The sequence below is a fragment of the Geobacillus sp. YHL genome (assembly GCF_022341265.1).
In the GTDB taxonomy this organism is placed as follows: domain Bacteria; phylum Bacillota; class Bacilli; order Bacillales; family Anoxybacillaceae; genus Geobacillus; species Geobacillus thermoleovorans.
This window is the reverse complement of sequence record NZ_JAEIGB010000018.1, coordinates 1-20,290: the sequence shown is the minus strand read 5'-3', so window position 1 is coordinate 20,290 and position 20,290 is coordinate 1. Positions and strand designations below refer to the sequence as shown.

Sequence of the window (20,290 nt, the reverse complement as noted above, 5' to 3'; positions counted from 1 at the left end):
GGAGAGGAAACATGGATAAAACGAAGCTGTATCCAGAAGCCCCGCTCACAAGCAGCCAATGGGGCGAGCTTGACGAACTGGTCATTGAAACGGCGCGGCGCCAGCTCGTCGGCCGCCGATTTATCGATTTGTACGGTCCGCTCGGCGAAGGTGTCCAGTCGGTCGCCAACGATATTTATATGAACCCGGAACAGGGGGACATGAGCTTCCACGGCAAAGAGCTGAGCCTTTCCGAGCCGGCGCGCCGCGTGCATTTAACGATCCCGCTTTTGTATAAAGACTTTATTTTGTACTGGCGTGACATTGAACAGGCGAAACAGCTCGGCAGCCCGATCGACTTTTCCGCCGCCGCCAACGCCGCCCAGCAGTGCGCGCTGCTCGAGGACGATTTGATTTTCAATGGTTCAACTGAATTTGATGTGCCGGGCATTATGAACGTCAAAGGAAAAATCGCCCACATTCGCAGCGATTGGATGAAATCGGGCAACGCCTTTACTGACGTCGTCGAAGCACGCAACAAGCTGCTTCAGCTCGGCCATACCGGCCCATACGCGCTCGTCTTGTCGCCGGAATTGTATGCGTTGATCCACCGCGTCCATGAAGGAACGCACGTGCTTGAAATTGAGCACATCCGCGAGCTGATGACCGCCGGCATTTACCAAACTCCGGTCATTAAAGGCAAACGCGGGGTCGTCATTGACACAGGGCGGCAAAACATCGACCTCGCTGTTGCCGTCGATGTGCAAACCGCGTTTTTAGATACGGAAAACATGAACTACTTGTTCCGTGTCTACGAATCGGTTGTGCCGCGCATCAAACGTCCAAGCGCCATCTGCACGCTCGAGGATCCGAACGAGTCAGCATGAGCAGCGCCTGATCCGGAGAAGCGGCACGCGGGCTTCCCTTGCCATCAAACAGCAAGAACGGCATATGGCCAGCGATCCGCGCCATGAAAACGAGGCACAGCAAATTCCCTTTAACGAAGACGCGCCCGGACGATAGGGGAGATCGCCGGGCGGTTTCTTGATTTTCCCATTAAGCGGTGCGGGCCGTTTGTCCTTGAACGTTGGAGACGAGCAGCGACAATTCGGGGCTGAGCGCCTCAACACCGATGTCATCGATAATCATTTTCGCTTCCCGCCAAAAATGAACGGTATAACTGCCTTCATAAATCTCAAAGAGGCGTTTTAAATAGCGCCGCTTGTTGTTGATGGCTTCCCGTTTATAAGCGGCGTTGTTCAGCTCACGAATTTTTTTATGTTCAGGCGCAGAGATGACGCTGATGTCATGAACGTTGACGATGAGCCGTTCCCCTTGTTCGGTCACAAAACCGACCGAATAGTATTGGGCGCCTAGTTGATCGATATGAACGATGCAGACGTTTCGATATTCTTCGCCGGAACGGAGGCGGAGAAGCGCCGCTTCCACCGCGCCGCCGACTTTTCGCTCGTTGGCCAAAATCGCTTTCATATCGCGCAGTCCGTTCATCGGAATGCCCATGGTGTCTCCCCCTTGTCCCTAGCCAAGATGGCGTTTTCGCAATTCCTTTTACTATTATGATACCAATCATTCATTCGGATGTAAATGAGATTCATTTTCAAACTAACCATGTAATTTAAAGGAGATGTGTAAAAAAATGGGTAAAACATTCACGGTCGGCTCACTGAAGCCTGCCGTCCGGCCATCGGAGCGCTCCATTTCTGCCGCGCCGCCTAAGCCCGATGGGCCGTCCGCCGTGCGGCCGTCTGTCATTCAAATCGAACAAAAAGGGAAAACGTTCACCGTGCAGCCAGCCCCCGGCGTTTCGCTTCTTGACGCCGCCCTAGGACAAGGTGTTCTGCTCGATCACAAATGCAAAAAAGGAACGTGTGGCCGTTGCATGGTCACCGTTCTGGCCGGCGCTCACCTTCTCGCTCCGAAAACGCGGCGCGAGCGCGAAAAAACGGATCAACCAGCCAAACGGCTTGCCTGCCAAGCACAAATCCAATAAGCCGAGCGCTATTTTAGCACGATCGGCTTATTTTTTCCCATGCAACCGCTCCCACCTACTTTCTCTCATTGCCTGACTCTTTACGCCATGGTATGATGGTGAGAAATACAAAAAACGGAGGGGATGCCTATGAGAACGGTCACCTTAACCGACGTCTTTGCCCATCCGATTGCGCAAAAATATTTAAAACGATCCGGCCTCGCCCACGCCATCACCGCGGCGTACCATGCCTACCACCTTGCCCTCCGCCACGGAGTGAACGTCGACTTGGCGACAAAAGCGGCACTGCTTCATGATATCGGCCATTACACATGGTACAAAAACGGCCGTTGGGACTACGAACAATACCGGCAAAACGACATCCACGCCATCAAAGGGGCCGAGCGCGCCCATAAGCTGCTGATCCGCCTGGGCGAACATCCGCAAAACGCTAAGGAAATTGCCCTGGCGATTTTGCTTCATACCGATTCCTACCTTCCAGACGGAGAATGGAAACGAACGCCGCTCCAAGCCATCGTCAAATGGGCCGACGAAGCCGACGAGGAGCCCGGCGGCCGCCACCATTATCGAACGATCAGCGACGACTTAGCATGGAAAAAAATCCGCCAGCTCGACGAACTCGTCAGCCGTCAGCACGCCCAAAAGTGGCTCGGAGATATCATTTGAACAGTTGCTTTAATGTCGTCATTTCCCGTAAACAGGAAACGAGATATCGCCACAAACCATGTCTGCTCTGAACGGAAGCAGCTCACCCTTGAATCAGGTGGGCTACTGTGCGCGCCAGCAACACCAAGTCCCATCCCCATTGAATGATACATCGTTCGCTCACATTTCAAGACTGCTTGGCATCATCTGTCCTGCTAAAACGCCCGCTGCTGTTCGTTCAAAACTCATATTTCGCAACCTTTGCATAATATACAAAAAACAATCTCAATATTCACATAAAAATAAATGTTTTTCCAAATATTGTAAAATAACTAATTTTTATTCGTTAAAATCAGGCTTACTTTGAATTTTTATTCAGGGTGCGAAATGTAGGTCAAAAAACGGCAAGTCAAGCAAAAGGCGAACGGCCTTGCCTGACAAAAAAGCCACGCTGACCGTTGTCAAACGTGGCTTCTCTCATTTATAACTCATCAAATCCGTTGTCCACTTGCACTTTCGTATATTGGCGCGGTTTTTGCTCGAAGAAGTCTGATTTGCCGAGGTCGACTTCTTCATACGCTTTAATCCAGCGGAGCGGGTTCGTCCGATAGCCGTCAAACGGGCGGTCAAAACCGAGCTGATGAGCGCGGACGTTGGCGTAAAACTTAATGTACGCTTCCAAATCAGCCAAGTCGATGCCATCGATGTCATTCCCGATGATTTCCCCGGCCCATTCGATTTCCAGCTCAGCCGCTTTCGTAAACGTTTCACGGACAAAATCGGAAAGCTCCGGCGTCCGATACTCCGGGTATTCGTTCAACACTTCTTTGAAAATTTTCGCAAACAAATCAACATGAATGTGCTCGTCGCGGTTGATGTAATTGATCATCGTGCTCGTCGCCACCATTTTTTGCTGGCGCGCAAGGTTGTAGAAGAACGCAAACCCTGAGTAGAAAAACAGTCCTTCTAAAATGACGTCAAAAACGATGGAGCGCAACAAGTTTTCCACATTCGGCTCTTCCGCAAACGCCTTGTAGCCGTTCGTCACAAAATCGTTCCGCTTGCGCAGCGTCGGTTCGTTCCGCCAAAAGTCGAATACTTCATCTTGCTTCGCTTTCGGCACAAGGCTCGAGAGCACGTACGAATAGGAATGGTTGTGAATGACTTCCTGCTGGGCGAGCATGATCATGAGCGCATTGATGCTCGGGTCCGTAATGTAATCAGCGACACGTCCGGCGTAGTCGGTTTGGATGCTGTCAAGCAGCGCCAAGAGTCCAATGATTTTCAAAAACGCATCCTGCTCGCGGTCGGTCAGCTGCGGAAACTGCTTCACATCTTGGGCCATATTGATTTCAAACGGTGTCCAAAAGTTGGCGAGCATTCGCTTATATTTCGCATACGCCCATGGGTAGGCGATATCGTCCCAGTTCAACACATTCGAGCAGCGGCCGTTGATAATGCCCGTCGAACGGTTCGGCGCCTCTGGATCCATAATCGGTCGTTTGACTAAGCCGATCGTCATCGTCCATTCCTTCCTTTCGTTTTCTAGTATCATGTGCGCGGCCAACCGCGGACGCCCCTCCCGCACAAGGAAGGGAAAGCCCGACCAAAGGCGTTTGTTGCGCCCCTTGGTCAGCTCGCGCAAGAATCGCACTCTTCGATCGTCCCCGATGTCGAACGCACGTAATACGTCGTTTTCAACCCCGACTTCCACGCCGTCAAATGCAAATCGAGCAACTCTTTTGCCTTAATCGTGTTCATGACGTAGAAGTTAAAGGAGATGGCTTGGTCGATATGGCGCTGGCGGGCGGCGTTTTGCTTGATGCTCCAACGTTGGTCGATATGGTACGCCGATTTGTAATACCATGTCGTCTGTTCGTTTAAATCCGGCACCGTAACGGGAATCTTATAATCTTTCTTTTCCTCGGCGTATACTTTTAAGAAAATGGGATCAATGCTCGCCGTGCTGCCAGCGATGATCGACGTCGATGCGTTCGGGGCGATGGCCATGATATAGCCGTTGCGCATCCCGTAGCGGGCCACATCTTGCTTCAGCCGATCCCAATCGAGTTCACCGTGGCTTTCGTAGCCGCGCCGCTCAAAATAAGCGCCCGTCTGCCAGTCCGACCCCGGAAACGCCGGGTAGCTCCCTTTCTCTTTGGCGAGCTCCATGCTCGCTTGAATCGCCAAATACGCGATCGTTTCATACAGCTCGTCGGCATAGCGGACCGCTTCCTCCGACTCCCAGCGAATGCCTTTTAACGCCAAAAGATGATGCCAGCCAAAGGTTCCAAGCCCGACAGCGCGGTATTTTTCGTTCGTCAGGCCGGCCTGCAGCACCGGAATATTGTTTAAATCAATGACATTATCGAGCATCCGCATTTGAATCGGGATGAGCCGCGCCAAAACCCCATCGATCACCGCCCGCGCCAAGTTGATCGACGATAAATTGCAGACGACAAAATCGCCTGGTATTTTTTCAATGATGATCATCCCGTCTTTTACATATTGCCGCTTCATCACCGTTGGGCTTTGGTTTTGCGCGATTTCCGTGCAAAGGTTGCTGCAGTAGATCATCCCGAGATGGCGATTCGGATTTTGCCGGTTCACTTCATCGCGGTAAAACATAAACGGCGTCCCCGACTCGAGCTGGCTGCGCATGATGCTTTTCATCACTTCGATCGCCGGCACTTTTTCTTTCGACAGTCTTGGTTCGTTGACACATTGCCAGTATTTCTCGCGGAAACTCCCGCACCCTTTTTCCTCATCATAAAAATCTTCCAAGCTAAACCCCATCACCTTCCGCACTTCATGCGGATCAAACAAATACCAGTCGCCGCGCTGTTCGACTTGCTCCATGAACAAATCAGGGATGCAAACGCCGGTGAACAAATCATGCGTCCGCAGCCGTTCGTCACCGTTGTTGAGCCGCGCATCGAGAAACGCAAAAATGTCTTTATGCCATACATCCAAATAGACGGAAATGGCCCCTTTTCGCTGTCCCAACTGATCGACGCTCACCGCTGTATTGTTCAACTGCTTCATCCACGGGATGACGCCGGAGGAGACCCCTTTGAATCCTTTGATGTCGCTGCCGCGCGAACGGATTTTGCCTAAATAGACGCCGATGCCGCCGCCCGATTTCGACAAATTGGCGATGTCGGTGTTGCTGTCATAAATCCCTTGCAAGCTGTCATCGACCGTGTCGACAAAGCAGCTCGACAGCTGGCCGTATGACTTTCCGGCATTGGCAAGCGTCGGCGTCGCCACGGTCATGTATAAGTTGCTTAACGCCCAATACGCTTCCTTCACGAGCTCAAGGCGCCGCTTGGGTGGTTCATTCGCCATTAGCGTCATGGCGATGACAAGAAACCGCTCCTGCGGCAATTCATACAGCCGCCGCTCATAATCGCGGGCCAAATACCGATCAGCGAGCGTGCGCAGCCCGATGTACGTAAACAGCTTGTCCTTCTCCGGATCAAGAAACGCACCGATGGCATCAATTTCTTCTTTCGTATAACGTTCAAGCAGCAGCGGACTGTACACCCCTTGTTCTGTCAGCGCAACAAGCAGCGAGTAGAAATCGCCATACCGCTCGCGCTCGTCATACCCACGCTGCCGCGCCGCTTCACGGTACAATTGCCGCAAATACAGCCGGGCGCACACAAATGTCCAGTCCGGCTCATCTTCATCAATGTAAGAAAGTCCTTCCAAAATAGCCGTTTGGTGCAGCTGTTCTACCGTGACGGACTCCTTTCGACTGAGAAGCTGCCAAACACGCTCGACGTATTCATCAAGCGACAGACGGCCGAATCCAGCGGCGGCTTGCCCAATCAGCGACGCAAACTCTTCACGTGAAAAAGAAACCGGCTTCCCTTGGTCATCGATGATGATCATTTTCGTCAATGCGGTCATTCGTTTCCCCACTCCTTCAATAAAAAATCCGCTCGGGCAGGCGAGCGGATGAAACGACAGACGGAAAAAAGGCATACGAAACCCTTTTTCTTTTCCCCTATCGTTTCATCTTCTCACACCCCGAAGAACATGAAACGTTCCAAGCAAGGCAGGTCTCCTGACTCGTGCATCGTCCTACTTTGGGGCCTTCCCAGCGGCGCGCCGAATGGCTCTTGCCGCCAGTGGCCATCCCATTTCGTCCGCACATACAGTTGCGGGGGCAGTTCCGGATTCACACCGGATTCCCTATTAAGTCCTGATGGACACCATTGCTTGGCAGAACGATATGTAGTTGTACAACAAGACTTCAAAACCAATATATAGTATTTTAGCATCCTGATGGAACAAGCATATACCAAAACCGGGAAAATTGCAAGAGCAGTTGAATGGAATTTTCCTTTCTGCCAATTATCGTTTTTTGTTCATATTCCGTTCCTGAACACTCTCCCACCTACGCAAATGCGTAGAGGTGGGAGATTCTTTGGAACACCCGCCCCACGTCAGGTTGCCAGCCAAGCCATCCCCGTGCATCCCACGGTTTGGTTGCCTTCCGAAGACAGCCAACGAAGCCCTTCTTTCAAGATATTTTGGGCGGCGTTGGGGAACCCGAGTTCGACAGTCACTAGGCAAACAAAATGCCTCTCGCCCCTTGATACAAAAGGGATCGGAGGCATTTGGGCACACTTCGGGCGTGTATCTAGGTGCGAGGGTGGATGCCTAGAATCTTTGGAGGAGGTTCCAGCCCTAGAGCCGCAAGGAATAGCGCTTGTTTGGCCGTCAGTTCGGTTCGTTGATAAAGGTCGCCGTTTTTTGAAGAAAAATGTCCAAGCATGAGACGCTCGCATTCGTCTCTTACTTTCGGCCACGATTCATGAGTTCGGATCTCCACGATCCGAACCAGCAAGAGAGCCAGCCAACTGAGCAGCACATGCGCCCGGATACGGTCTTCCAAGCGATGATACATGGGGCGCAGCTCGAGTGTTGATTTCAACGTCCGAAAGGCCTGCTCGATATCCACCAGTTGCTTATACCCAAGCGCGACATCCTCGGCAGACAAGGTGTCATCGGAGGTTCGGATGAGATATTTGCCATCGTACTTTTCCGCTTCACGAACCGCTTGCTTGTCGATGCGAAGCGTTCCATCCTTCAATTGACGCAAGTATTTTCCGTAGGACGGATGGGAACGCAGCCGGCAGGTGGCCTTATGATGAGCTTCATTGGGGAGTTGGCGAAGCCCCTCCAACTCCTCTTTCAGCGATTCGAGCAGCTTTTCCCGTTCCTTGCGTTGGCGTTCGGCTTCGCTGGGATTGTACACGAGAACATAGCGCTGACGCGCTTCTCCGTCGCCCACGATGATTTCTTTGATATGCAAGTTCTCGCGAACTTGTTGGTAGCGCCCGCGACGGTTTAGGGCCTCTTCGACGGCGGCTTTGCCGGACCGCATTTTTTCGCCGACAATGTAGTGTCCCCCGGCCTGTTGCAAGATTCGCAAATTCTCTTCAGACGAAAATCCGCGGTCCATCACGCTGATCACACGCCCAAGCTTCCAGCCAATCAAGTCTTGTTTCACCTGTTTGATGACCGTCATATCCATCGTATTGCCAGGCCATACCCAAGCGCGAATGGGGACTCCTTCCCGGGTGACGGCCAGTCCAATGACGATTTGGACCAAATCGGGACGCTTATCTTTGGAAAACCCCTGCTTTCGAAGCGATTCTCCTTCTGGTGTTTCGGATGGATCCACTTCGAAGTACGACGAAGTCGTATCAAAGTAAATCAAATCGACTTCCAGGTTCAATAAATCGGCCACGGCATGGAACACTTGGCGTTCCAATTCCGGCTGCACAGCCAGCAGCTCATCCATCGCCCGGTACAACTGGTGGCTGGCGACTTGGGGAAGATGAGGGATATGCACGTCTTTCTCCACCCACTCCTCCATCGCCAACTTGCTTGACGGATGAAGGGCACGATTCGCCACCATGGCAAAAATCAGCCGTTCCAACGGAATCTGATGATATCGGGAGGCAAACAAGGAGTGGAGAATCTCTCCCAATCCCAGTTGTCTCCAGAGCTGATCCAAAAGCCAAGCGCCACCAAGGCGTTTGCTTGATTGAAACTGAAAGTCATCCGACACTTCTCCTGTCAACGTCTCGATTTCCCAAGCCTGCTCAGGAGAAAGGAATCGCGAAATGCTTTTGGCCAGACGCTCCAAGACAGCGCGATCCACCTCGTCTTCGCGCCCAAACGAATAAATCACCTTCGCTTTCGCATATTTGGCCTTCGGATCCCATTCGTTGTGAGCAAGCTGGAGATACGCCACGGTCGTTCCATCTTTGTTTTTGCGTGTTACTCGCCGTATGTACATGCCTATATTATAACCGATATTCAGCTGTTTTAAAAGTTAAAATAAACAAGTCGTGTGCCTATGAAATTCAGCGTTTTTTTCTAGGATCCGCATCGCGAAATCTTTGATATAACAGCATTTTGGCCATTTTCATTTGCCTAAAATGGCCTCAAAACTGTCGAACTCGGGGGGAACATCCATGATGGAAGGCGCCGATTCATATCCCCCGCTTACACTGAACGCGTGGAAGGGGGGATCTTCTCGGTTAGAGATGATAAAATCCTGTTTTAAAAATCAAAGCGGACCTGTTTCCCCGCTTTCGCTTCACTGGAAGGAATGAGAGTTTTCTCGGTTCAGATGATAAAAAAGCGTCCCGACTGAGCTCCGGGACGCTTCATTTCTCTGCTACGCCTCCAAAACAGACGCTGGCCGCTTCTCGTTTTGTACGGATTGAGCAAAATCGTACTTCTTTTCCACATAGACTTGATGCCAAACCATAAACGCCAAGACCGTCCACAGCTTGCGGCTATGATCCGCCTTGTGGCGGGCATGTTCATCCAGCAGCCGATAGAGCACGTCCTTATGGAACAGATGATCAGTTTCGCTTTCGTTGATGAGCTGTCTCGCCCAGTCATACATTTCGTTTTTCAGCCAGTGGCGAATCGGCACGGGAAACCCTAATTTTTTCCGGTTTAACACATGATCCGGTACGATGCCCTCGGCCGCTTTGCGCAAAATATATTTCGTCGTGCCGTTGGCTGTTTTCATGTCAGGGGCGATTTGCCTAGCAACCTCAAATACCTTTTTGTCTAAAAAGGGAACGCGCAGCTCAAGCGAATGGGCCATCGTCATTTTGTCCGCTTTGACTAAAATATCGCCCCTTAGCCATGTATGAAGATCAATATACTGCATCCGGTTGACGGGTGGGTAATGAAGCGTTTCGCGGTAAAAAGGAGCCGTCACCGCCGTATATTCGCGCCCCTCTTGGTACGTTTTGAGCAACGCCGCTTTTTCCTTTTCGCTATAGATTTTCGCATTGCCGACATACCGTTCTTCAAGCGGCGTCGTTCCGCGCTCCAAAAAGCTTTTTCCTTTCATTCCGTCCGGAAGCATCTTCGCGATCACCCGCAACACCGCTTTTACGATGTTTGGCATGCGCGCAAACAGCCGCAACGACTCTGGTTCGCGGTAAATGTTGTAGCCGCCAAACAGCTCGTCCGCCCCCTCGCCGGAAAGCACAACCGTGACATGCTTTCTCGCCTCACGAGCGACAAAATACAGCGGCACAGCCGCAGGATCGGCAAGCGGATCGTCCATATGCCACATAATTTTCGGCAGCTCTTCCATATACTCCTGCGGTGAGATGACATAGCTAATGTTGTCTACCCCAAGCTTCTCTGCGGTTTCTTTTGCGACATCGATTTCACTGAACCCTTCCCGCTCAAACCCGACGGAAAATGTCTTCAGGTGCGGATGGAATTGTTTCGCGATGGCGACGATGAACGATGAATCAATGCCTCCCGACAAAAACGCACCGACCGGCACATCGCTGCGCATATGGACGTTGACCGAATCAAACAGCGCATCGCGGATTTTCTTTACAAGCTCCTCTTCCGATTGGCGAATGGGCTCGAAGGATGCCTTCCAATAACGATGAATGGTGAGCGGTTTTCCGACTTTTTTCTTGAGATAATGCCCCGGCTCCAGCTTGTAAATGCCGGCCGACATCGTCAGCGGCTCAGGGACATATTGGAATGTTAAATAATGCTGCAGGGAATCACCGTTTGGCGATTCCTGTCTGAGGGCCAGCAAGATGCTTTTCTTTTCCGAAGCGAAAAACGTGCGATCTCCTTGCTCCGCATAAAAAAACGGCTTAATGCCGAACGGATCCCGCGCCGCAAACACCGTTTTCTCTTGCTTGTCCCAAATGACAAACGCAAACATCCCGCGCAGCTTTTCGACCGCTTTTTCTTTTTCCGCGCTGTAAAGGGCAACAATCACCTCGGTATCCGAATGCGTCGCAAACGAATATCCTTTCGCCGCCAGCTCTTCCCGCAATTCAAGATAGTTGTAAATTTCCCCGTTAAAAATGATCCAATATCGATCGTTTTCATAAGACAGCGGCTGATGTCCCGCCTCCAGATCGATGATGCTCAAACGCCGAAAACCAAAACTCACGTAGTCATCAAAAAAATACCCCTCATCGTCGGGGCCGCGATGGGTAATCAGGCGGTTCATCTCCACCAACGTTGTTTTCCATGTTTGCTCAATCGCTCTTGGGCGATCATGAATACAGCCAATAAAACCGCACATGGCGATGATTGTCCCCCCACTTTGCTAAGAAGAATCCAAAAACAACACCAAAAACCTTTTTGTTTAAAACTAAAATGATTTATACAAAGACACTTTCATTCTATCGTACACAACATCAAGTTTCAAAAACAATCTGTTTCCATTTTTTCAGGAAAACTGCTTGCAAGATTTTCAGTTTCTCATAATATTAACGATAAAATATGGAGAAAGTGTGAATTTCACCATTTTTGCACATCGATCTGTTACTATAAAAACACACACGTGTTATAAAGGAGTTGAGAATGGCTTGTTAGCGTTTATCCTTTTTTTGACTTTTCTCATCGTTTCCCTTTGTTTTGTTCTCTTGAGAAGACCTCTAAACGGGAGGATGGATCAACTGTCGCTCGGATTGTATATTTCCTGTTTCTTGCTATTGGCCGCCTCATTATCCTATTATGCAAGTTCGGCCCAGACAGGCGATGCCATCAAAGCCTTCATACAGAACAGAAACAGCAGAGAAACCAATCCGTCCCCCAGCAATCAAGCAAAGGAGGCGAATCGATCAGTTGCCTCTTCAAAGAAACAAGCGCTAAGGACATCCGTCCTGATTGACGCCCCCCTTTTGTCTCAGCTTCCGGAACTGCCGAGGGGATGCGAAGTAACCAGCTTGGCCATGCTCTTGAATCATGCCGGCATTCGCGTCGATAAGATGACGTTGGCGAAACAAATCAAGAAAAATCCTACTCCGTATCAAGTGCGAAATGGCCAAGTGTTTTACGGCCACCCAAATGAAGGGTTTGTCGGCGATATGTATACGTTATCGAAGCCTGGATACGGCGTGTACCATAAGCCGATCAAGCAGTTGGCTGAGCGGTACTTGCCTAACCAAATCATCGACTTAACAGGGCAATCGTTTGAGAACATCTATACATACTTGGCCAAAGGCACACCGGTTTGGGTGATCACCAACACCACCTTTCGTCCTCTTCCTCCCTCTGCCTTTCGGGAATGGCAAACCCCGCAAGGCCCGATCAAAATCACGTACCGGGAACACGCGGTGCTCATTACGGGATACGATGAGCAGTACATTTATTTCAATGATCCATTGACCGCTGTCAAAAACCAAAAAGCGCCGAAACAAGACTTTATCGACGCTTGGGTTCAAATGGGACGGCAGGCGATTACCTACCACCGTTAGACATCGGTGAATCCGAATCGCTTGCCTTTTTTTACATTTCAGTTGAACGATTTTCTCCATACATTTTGCACATCTATTTTTTATCATATCATTGCATCTCCCACTACAAGCTTAAGGAGGGAAAACGACATGAAAAAATGGCTGCTTGGCGCCATTTTCGCAGGAGTAGCAGCGATTGGCGCAGCTTGCTCAAATCCATCTTCCATGCAGGGACACGACATGTCCGGCATGAATATGGAAAAAGAAAATACTTCCGCTGAAACGAGCAAGCAGCAATTGCCTTTAGCAACCAATACAGAAGTATTATCCGGGAAAGAAATTCACCTTACTGCGAAGGAAGCGTTATTACCCATTAATGGTCAAATCAAACTCCCGGTATACACGTATAATGGATCCGTGCCTGGTGCACAAATCCGCGTGAAGCAAGGAGACAAAGTAAAAATCGTAGTAAAAAATGAATTGCCGGAACCGACAACGATTCACTGGCACGGCTACCCTGTTCCAAATAACCAAGATGGAGTACCGGGTGTCACGATGGACGCCATTAAACCGGGTGAAACGTTTACGTATGAATTTACAGCAACCGTGCCGGGAACGTATTGGTATCATTCCCATCAAAAAAGCGCCGAGCAAGTGGACAAGGGATTATACGGTACATTAATCGTAGAACCGAAAAATGAAGAAAAAGTCGATCGAGATTACACGCTTGTATTAGATGAATGGATGAGCGACCCGGACGCCGAAAGCCATATGGACATGAATATGAGCGGCATGGATCATAGTAATATGAATAATGGAAATAGCTCTGATAATCAACAAATGGATATGAACAGCATGGGACATAATATGAATATGTACGATATTTTCACGATTAACGGAAAAAGCGGGGCTGCTGTCCAACCGTTAAAAGTGAAAAAAGGCGAAAAAGTGCGGCTTCGTCTGATCAATGCAGGGTACATGTCCCACAAGCTTCATTTGCATGGACATGAGTTTAAAATTGTCGCAACGGACGGCCAACCGTTAAAGAACCCGCAACCAATCAAAGATGAACTGTTGAATATCGCTCCGGGTGAGCGCTACGACATTGAGTTTATCGCCAATAACCCGGGTGAATGGCTGCTGGAATGCCACGGCAATATGAAAGGCACCGATGGCATGAAAGTGAAAATTCAATACGAAGGACAAGCAAACAATACGGACAAAGCAAATGCAAAAGAAAACCTCCCTGTCGTGGATATGACAACATATGGAAAATATGAAACAGGTCCATTTACGTTAGACCAAAAATATGATGTAGAGTATACAATGGATTTAGGAACCGCCATGGGCAAAAATGGCATGATCTACACGATTAATGGGAAAACGTATCCTGACACAGCGCCGATCTATGTGAAGACAGGAGATTTCGTAAAAGTAAAAATCGTGAACAACTCGCCGATGGATGTACATCCGATGCATTTACACGGGCACTTCTTCCAAGTGTTGAGCAAAAACGGCAAGCCGGTCACAGGCTCTCCATTGATGAAGGATTCCTTGAATGTAAACCCTGGTGAAGAATATGTCGTCGCGTTTAAAGCGGATCATCCGGGAAATTGGATGTTCCATTGCCATGACTTGCACCATGCTTCAGCGGGAATGGTGACAGAAGTCAAATATACCGACTACAAATCGGACTATACTCCAGATCCGAATGACACAACCAATAAAGGTGAATAAAAAAGCTCAAGGGACTGACCCAAAACACAAATGCGTTTTGGGTCAGTCCCTCTTTTTTCCGCGCCTGTTATTTTCATTATAACATCTCGCTTTCTCGATATTCTTCAAGAAGAGAAAAAACTTTCCCCAGCCGAGAACTCGTTTAGGCGATGACAATGTCCCGTTACGCTCTGGATAAAAAAGTGCCCCGTCATCACTTCGGGGCACCTTCCGTATGTTATTTCACATCATATCCTTGCTCTTCAATCGCTTCTTTCAGTTTTTCTACGCTGACCTTTGTTTCATCATACTCCACATCGACAGTTCCTTCTTGCAAATGCACTTCTACACGGCTGACGCCATCCAACGCTTGAAGGGCATTGGTCACCGCCGCTTTGCAATGTCCGCATGTCATTCCTTGTACTTGTAATGTAATGGTCATCGTCCATTCCTCCTTGAATGTTTATAGTTTCACGCGTTTCAAACGAAGCGCGTTGGCGACAACCGACACAGAACTGAATGCCATCGCCGCTCCAGCGATCCATGGCTCCAATAATCCGAAAGCGGCGACCGGAATGCCAATCGTATTATAAAACAACGCCCAGAACAGATTTTGCCGAATGTTTTTCATCGTTTGGCGGCTCAACTCAATGGCTTTCGGGATATGGCGCAAATCGCCGCCGACCAAGGTCACATCAGCGGTCTCGATGGCGACATCAGCTCCTGTGCCAATCGCCATCCCAATATCCGCTTTGGCCAGAGCTGGAGCGTCGTTAATCCCATCGCCGACCATCGCGACTCGTTTTCCTTGCTTTTGCAAATCCTCCACGATGTTCGCTTTGTTTTCCGGGAGCACCTCGGCGTACACATGCTCAATGCCTACTTCATTGGCGATCGCTTCCGCTGTCCGTTGATTGTCCCCTGTTGCCATATAGACATCGATGCCCATTTGTTTTAATGTTTGAATCGCTTCTTTCGAGCTTTCTTTCACCGTATCCGCGACAGCAATGATGCCGGCAAGCTGTCCATCGATGGCAACGAGCATCACTGTTTTCCCTTGTTTTTCAAGCTCTACCATTTTATCTTCATGCACAGAAATCGCTACAGAGCGTTCCTTCATCAATTTTCGCGTCCCAATAAGGATGCTTTTTCCGTCAATGACAGCTTCAATTCCGTGGCCGGTAATGGCGGAGAAGTGCTCCAATGGCTTCATCGAAATCGCTTGTTTCTTCCCGTATTCAACAATCGCATGAGCCAGCGGATGCTCCGAAGCGCTCTCGGCGGAAACCGCATAATCGAGCATGTCCTCGCGGAAGGCTAGCACATCGGTGACTTCCGGTTTTCCTTTTGTCACGGTTCCTGTTTTATCGAGTAATACGGCATTGATTTTATGCGTTCTCTCTAGGTACTCACCTCCTTTAAAGAGAATTCCCTGTTCTGCCCCTTTGCCGGTGCCGACCATAATCGATGTCGGTGTGGCCAAACCGAGCGCACAAGGGCACGCGATGACAAGAACGGCGATGGCCGCCTCAAGCGCTTTCGCCAAATCACCCGGCGCAGCAAAGAAGTACCATATAATGAATGCAACGACAGCAATGCCGACAACGATTGGAACGAAAATGCCAGAGATCGTGTCCGCCATCCGCTGAATCGGGGCTTTCGACCCTTGCGCCTCTTCAACGATTTTAATGATATTGGCCAGCGCGGTATCTTTTCCGACTTTTTCGGCACGAATGGTCAGTACGCCATTCGTATTCATCGTCGCCCCGATCACATAGTCGCCTTCCTTTTTATCAACCGGGATCGATTCACCGGTAATCATCGATTCGTCTACGGAAGATGCTCCGGCGATGACCGTACCGTCCACCGGGATTTTTTCTCCTGGCTTGACAAGGATCGTATCGCCGATCACCACTTCCTCGAGCGGAACTTTTCTTTCTTCCCCATGACGGATGACAGTAGCTTCCTTTGCCTGCAAGCTAAGGAGCTTTGAAATCGCTTCCGTTGTCCGCCCTTTCGCAAGAGCCTCAACGTATTTTCCGACAAGCACAAGCGTAATCAAGACGGCGCTTGTTTCAAAATACAGTCTCGGCATATAGTCAGGATTCCCAAGTGTCCGAAAAGCTTCGTACAAGCTGTAAACGTACGCGGCCGATGTTCCAAGCGCCACGAGGACGTCCATGTTCGCGCTCTTGTTTCGCAACGCCCGGTACGCCCCGACATAGAAAGGACCGCCGATGTAGAACTGAACCGGTGTAGCGAAAAGAAGCTGGAACCACGGATTCATCAAGAGCTGCGGCATCGGCAAGCCCATATCAAACGGCATATGAGCCAGCATCGTATAAAGCAGCGGCAACGATAAGATGATGGAAATGGCAAGTTGCCGTTGTTTTTGTTTCAACCGCTCTTCTTTCCGGCCAGCATCGTCTTGTTCTTCGTTTCGAATTTGCCCCTTATACCCAAGCTTTTTGATTTTCTCTAAAATGTCTTCGACAGATGTAACACCCTCCTTGTATTCGACCACCGCGCTGTTTGTCGCCAAGTTGACAGCAGCGCTTGTCACACCTTCCATCCGATTTAACCCTTTTTCAATCCGCGTCGCACAGGCCGCACATGTCATTCCTTCAATATCAAGCGTCACTTTTTCCGTCGCAACGCCATACCCCAAATTCTCAATTTTCGTTTCGATATCGGCGATCGTTTGTTTTGATGGATCGTATTGAATCGTTGCTTTTTCCATGGCCAAATTGACATGGGCTTTGACGCCATCCATCTTATTCAATACTTTCTCAATCCGATTGGCGCACGCGGCGCATGTCATGCCCGTCACCTTCAGCGTCACGGTTTTCGGCTCTCCCATTTCCCTTTCCCTCCCTTACTTCGAAAATTGTTTCATCACATCCATCAATTCGCGAATCGATTCGTCTCCGCTCCCTTCACGGATCGCTTTCGCCACGCAATGGCTCACGTGGCGTTCAAGCAGCTGCAGCCCGACTTGGTTCAACGCCGCTCTGATCGCTGAAATTTGCACTAAAATATCGATGCAATAACGATTGTCCTCCACCATTTTTTGCACCCCGCGCACTTGCCCTTCAATGCGCTTCAAGCGCTTGATGATGCGTTCGATTTCCTGTTCCGTTCGTGGAACCATTTTTTTATCCACATGATGATCTTCATAATGGTTCATCAAACATCACCTCTTTTCATTACATTATACCGGTAATGGGTATAAAACGCAACATAAGCTCCTTAATACAAATCATGCCCACCATCATCAAGCCAATTGTTCAGCTGACTCGGACTCATTGCCTACCGAAAGAAAAAGCGAACGGTGCTCACCGTCCGCTTTGGGCAATCCATTGAACAAACCGTTCGATCACCTGATCCAACAATTGGATCGTTGCTGCGTCCGTCAATTGCCCCGATTCATCGAACTTTTGGTTCACAAAATTAATCAATACCTCGTTCCCGGCCGGCGGCAACACTTTCGCCGCTAGCCCCGGGCTTTGCAAGATTTGGCGCAAATGAAGCTGGGCACGGATCGTTCCCATCATCCCTGTCGATACTCCGGCAATCATCACGGGTTTATTGACCAACACTTTGTCCACACGCGACAGCCAGTCTAACGCATTTTTCAACACGCCGGGAACGGACCAGTTGTACTCCGGCGTCACGATCAAAACGCCGTCTGCATCCGCCACTTGCCGCTTGAACGCCGCCACGACATCCGGTGGATCGAGCTCATCGTCTTGATTGTAATGCGGCAAAGCGCCGATATCGGCCATGTCCAATTGGAATTTGTCTTTGTACCGTCCCCTCATCCACTCCGCTAATTTCCGGTTATATGAGTCTTTTCGCAAGCTTCCGACAAGAGCCACAATGTTCATCATTTTCGTCCTCCTTCAAATGGGGTTGATGGTCAATTTCCTCCACAGCGCAAGGCGAGCATGCATTCTCTTATTTTTCCTTTTACTTCCAGAAGCTGCCTTTTGCTTCAAATTCCCCTTGCGGTCATTCCCATTATAACTCTTCCCCGTTCGTCGCGATGACGTTTTGATACCAATCAAACGACTTTTTCTTTCTCCGCTCGAGCGTGCCGCTGCCGTCATCGTGTTTATCGACGTAAATCAACCCGTACCGTTTTGAAAACTCGCCGGTGGAGGCGCTCACGAGGTCAATGCAGCCCCATACAAGATAGCCAAGCAAGTCGACGCCATCGGCGATCGCTTCGCGCGCTGCTTCAATATGACGGCGCAAATAGTCAATGCGGTAATCGTCGTGAATCGAGCCGTCTTCTTCCACTTTGTCATGCGCCCCAAGCCCGTTTTCCACAATAAAAAGCGGTACGCGATACCGATCGTACAACCGGTTTAAAATGATGCGCAGCCCTATAGGGTCGATCTCCCAGCCCCAATCGCTCGCTTGAAGGAACGGATTTTTCACCCCATCAAATACGCTGCCGGGGATGAGCTCATCATCCATCTTGTCTTTTTTCTGGGTGACGGACATATAGTAGCTTAAACCGATATAGTCGACCGTATGCTTCTTGATCAGTTCTAAATCCCCGTCGCGAATATCGAGTTTCACCCCGCGCTCGTCGAACACGCGTTTCATAAAGGATGGATACTCGCCGCGCACTTGAACGTCGGCGCAAAAGAAATTCAACAGCCGCTCCTCTTCAAGTGCATGCATGACGTTTTCTGGATTGCAGTCGTACGGGTACACGGGGGCGGCGAGAATCATGCAGCCGATTTTTGCGTCCGGAATGATCTCGCGGCACGCCTTCACCGCCAGGCTGCTGGCGACAAATTGATGATGGAACGCTTGAAACAACTCTTGATATTTCGTCTCTTCGCTTTCCGGCACAAATCCCATGCTCATGAGCGGAAAATGGAGCGCACCGTTTATTTCGTTAAACGTCAGCCAATATTTCACTTTATCTTTATAACGCTGGAAAATCACCTTGGCGTAACGTTCAAACAACGTTACCAGTTCGCGGCTCCGCCAGCCACCGTATTCTTTGGCCAAATGGAGCGGCATTTCATAATGGGAAATCGTCACCACCGGCTCAATCCCGTATTTATGTAACTCATCGAACACCCGATCATAGAAGGCAAGCCCTTCTTCATTTGGCTCAAGCTCGGTGCCGTTCGGGAAGATGCGCGTCCAGGCGATCGATAGGCGGAACGCTTTAAATCCCATCTCAGCAAACAGGGCTATATCCTCTTTATACCGGTGGTAAAAGTCGATCGCTTCATGGTTCGGGTATGTGTACTTCTCCTTATCAATGGCAAACTGCAACCCTTTTTCCCTAAGCAGTTGTTGCCTCATCTTTCCTCCCGGAAGCACATCGGCAATGCTTACCCCTTTGTTTCCTTCGCCAAATCCTCCTTCGATCTGGTTGGCCGCCGTCGCTCCTCCCCATAAAAAGCCTTCTGGAAACTTTTTATTCATCGGTTTATTCCTCCTTCTCTATAGGCACATAATAAACAAGAAGAGCACCTCCCCAGTGCTCCCCCTCCTCATTAGTTTACCAAAAATAACTTTGCTATATAAGTTGAATTAAAGATTTACAACTGAACACACAAACGATCGATCGTTTGTTCTGGTTTCTGGTTGATTCGCTGAATAAAGGCTTGGACATTCTTTCTAATTTCTTGCACACTCGAATAGAACACGTTGTAAATCACGTCTGATTTCAGCCATTTCCATAGCCCTTCAATCAAGTTCAATTGCGGACTGTATGGTGGCAAAAAGACGAGCTCTAACCGATCTTCGTGTTCTTTTAAAAATGGCTGAATGAGTTTGGCATGGTGAATTCGAGCGTTATCTAAAATCATCACTATTTTGCCTGTGGGATAGCGTTCTAACACAAGTTGAAGAAATCGAAGAAATGTTTCCGCGTCATAGCGTTCTTCTTCGATGCAAAACACTTCCCCTGTTTCGTAGTTCAACGTGCCAATCAGCTTCAGCCCTTGATGTTTTCCAAACGTCGGAATGATTCGTTGTTTTCCTTTGACAAACCATGTTTTTTGAATCGCTTGGTAATCACGAATCATCGACTCATCTTGAAAGAGGACATGGGCGATGTTCCCATCTACCAGTTTTTTTTACTTCAGGGAAGGTGATTTCGACGAATTCTTTTTGTTTCTCTTCATCGGCATTGGCTAGT

General features: G+C 49.5%; 15 protein-coding genes, 1 pseudogene and 1 riboswitch. Of the genes and pseudogenes, 5 read left to right on the top strand and 11 right to left on the bottom strand.

Features of this window, described 5'->3' with window-relative positions; all coding sequences use genetic code 11:
- Nucleotides 1-11 precede the first annotated feature (11 nt).
- Complete coding sequence (locus JCR24_RS13560) at nt 12-866, top strand: family 1 encapsulin nanocompartment shell protein (RefSeq protein ID WP_011230417.1); 855 nt, start codon at nt 12-14, stop codon at nt 864-866.
- A gap of 169 nt (nt 867-1,035) precedes the next feature.
- Here JCR24_RS13560 and JCR24_RS13555 read toward each other — a convergent pair whose 3' ends face one another.
- Nucleotides 1,036-1,500 (bottom strand): hypothetical protein, encoded by a 465-nt coding sequence (locus tag JCR24_RS13555; RefSeq protein ID WP_011230416.1) that lies wholly within the window; start codon nt 1,498-1,500, stop codon nt 1,036-1,038.
- Nucleotides 1,501-1,636: 136 nt separating this feature from the next.
- On the opposite strand from JCR24_RS13555, the gene JCR24_RS13550 reads away from it, so the two are divergent.
- Together JCR24_RS13550 and JCR24_RS13545 are read left to right on the top strand one after the other, a co-directional pair.
- Nucleotides 1,637-1,990 carry a 2Fe-2S iron-sulfur cluster-binding protein gene (locus JCR24_RS13550; protein ID WP_011230415.1) on the top strand — a complete coding sequence of 118 codons (354 nt, stop codon included), beginning with the start codon at nt 1,637-1,639 and terminating at the stop codon, nt 1,988-1,990.
- A 129-nt stretch (nt 1,991-2,119) separates the two neighbouring features.
- Nucleotides 2,120-2,656: an HD domain-containing protein gene (locus JCR24_RS13545; RefSeq protein WP_062898484.1), complete on the top strand. Its 537-nt coding sequence runs from the start codon at nt 2,120-2,122 to the stop codon at nt 2,654-2,656.
- A gap of 460 nt (nt 2,657-3,116) precedes the next feature.
- Here the strand turns inward: JCR24_RS13545 and JCR24_RS13540 are convergent, their stop codons facing one another.
- The 4 genes from JCR24_RS13540 to asnB form a co-directional block, all read right to left on the bottom strand.
- On the bottom strand, nt 3,117-4,157 hold the full coding sequence (locus JCR24_RS13540; protein WP_014195238.1) for a ribonucleotide-diphosphate reductase subunit beta: 1,041 nt from the start codon (nt 4,155-4,157) through the stop codon (nt 3,117-3,119).
- Between the two features lie 110 nt (nt 4,158-4,267).
- On the bottom strand, nt 4,268-6,625 hold the full coding sequence (locus tag JCR24_RS13535; protein WP_238980799.1) for a ribonucleoside-diphosphate reductase subunit alpha: 2,358 nt from the start codon (nt 6,623-6,625) through the stop codon (nt 4,268-4,270).
- A gap of 55 nt (nt 6,626-6,680) precedes the next feature.
- Nucleotides 6,681-6,876: riboswitch (cobalamin riboswitch) on the bottom strand.
- Between the two features lie 410 nt (nt 6,877-7,286).
- Complete coding sequence (locus tag JCR24_RS13530; RefSeq protein WP_238980798.1) at nt 7,287-8,954, bottom strand: IS1634 family transposase; 1,668 nt, start codon at nt 8,952-8,954, stop codon at nt 7,287-7,289.
- A gap of 384 nt (nt 8,955-9,338) precedes the next feature.
- A complete protein-coding gene (gene asnB, locus JCR24_RS13525; RefSeq protein WP_011230407.1) occupies nt 9,339-11,246 on the bottom strand; it encodes an asparagine synthase (glutamine-hydrolyzing) in 1,908 nt (635 codons plus the stop codon).
- 286 nt (nt 11,247-11,532) lie between these two features.
- Between asnB and JCR24_RS13520 the strand changes: the two genes are divergently transcribed.
- The gene (locus JCR24_RS13520; protein ID WP_013146009.1) at nt 11,533-12,423 is read left to right on the top strand and encodes a C39 family peptidase; all 891 of its coding nucleotides are present in this window, start codon (nt 11,533-11,535) and stop codon (nt 12,421-12,423) included.
- A 129-nt stretch (nt 12,424-12,552) separates the two neighbouring features.
- Entirely contained in the window at nt 12,553-14,139 is a 1,587-nt protein-coding gene (locus tag JCR24_RS13515) for a multicopper oxidase family protein (protein WP_238980797.1), read from the top strand.
- A 217-nt stretch (nt 14,140-14,356) separates the two neighbouring features.
- On the opposite strand, the gene copZ is transcribed toward JCR24_RS13515, so the two are convergent.
- The 6 genes and pseudogenes from copZ to JCR24_RS13485 form a co-directional block, all read right to left on the bottom strand.
- The gene (gene copZ, locus JCR24_RS13510) at nt 14,357-14,560 is read right to left on the bottom strand and encodes a copper chaperone CopZ (protein WP_011230404.1); all 204 of its coding nucleotides are present in this window, start codon (nt 14,558-14,560) and stop codon (nt 14,357-14,359) included.
- 21 nt (nt 14,561-14,581) lie between these two features.
- Nucleotides 14,582-16,978 (bottom strand): heavy metal translocating P-type ATPase, encoded by a 2,397-nt coding sequence (locus tag JCR24_RS13505; RefSeq protein ID WP_238980796.1) that lies wholly within the window; start codon nt 16,976-16,978, stop codon nt 14,582-14,584.
- A gap of 15 nt (nt 16,979-16,993) precedes the next feature.
- Nucleotides 16,994-17,305, bottom strand: coding sequence for a metal-sensing transcriptional repressor (locus JCR24_RS13500; protein WP_013523213.1), 312 nt, complete (start codon nt 17,303-17,305; stop codon nt 16,994-16,996).
- A gap of 148 nt (nt 17,306-17,453) precedes the next feature.
- A complete protein-coding gene (locus tag JCR24_RS13495; protein WP_238980795.1) occupies nt 17,454-18,005 on the bottom strand; it encodes an NADPH-dependent FMN reductase in 552 nt (183 codons plus the stop codon).
- Nucleotides 18,006-18,138: 133 nt separating this feature from the next.
- Nucleotides 18,139-19,572: a glycoside hydrolase family 1 protein gene (locus JCR24_RS13490; protein WP_238980794.1), complete on the bottom strand. Its 1,434-nt coding sequence runs from the start codon at nt 19,570-19,572 to the stop codon at nt 18,139-18,141.
- A gap of 116 nt (nt 19,573-19,688) precedes the next feature.
- Nucleotides 19,689-20,290 (bottom strand): annotated as a pseudogene (locus tag JCR24_RS13485) (IS630-like element ISBs2 family transposase); the annotation flags it as partial.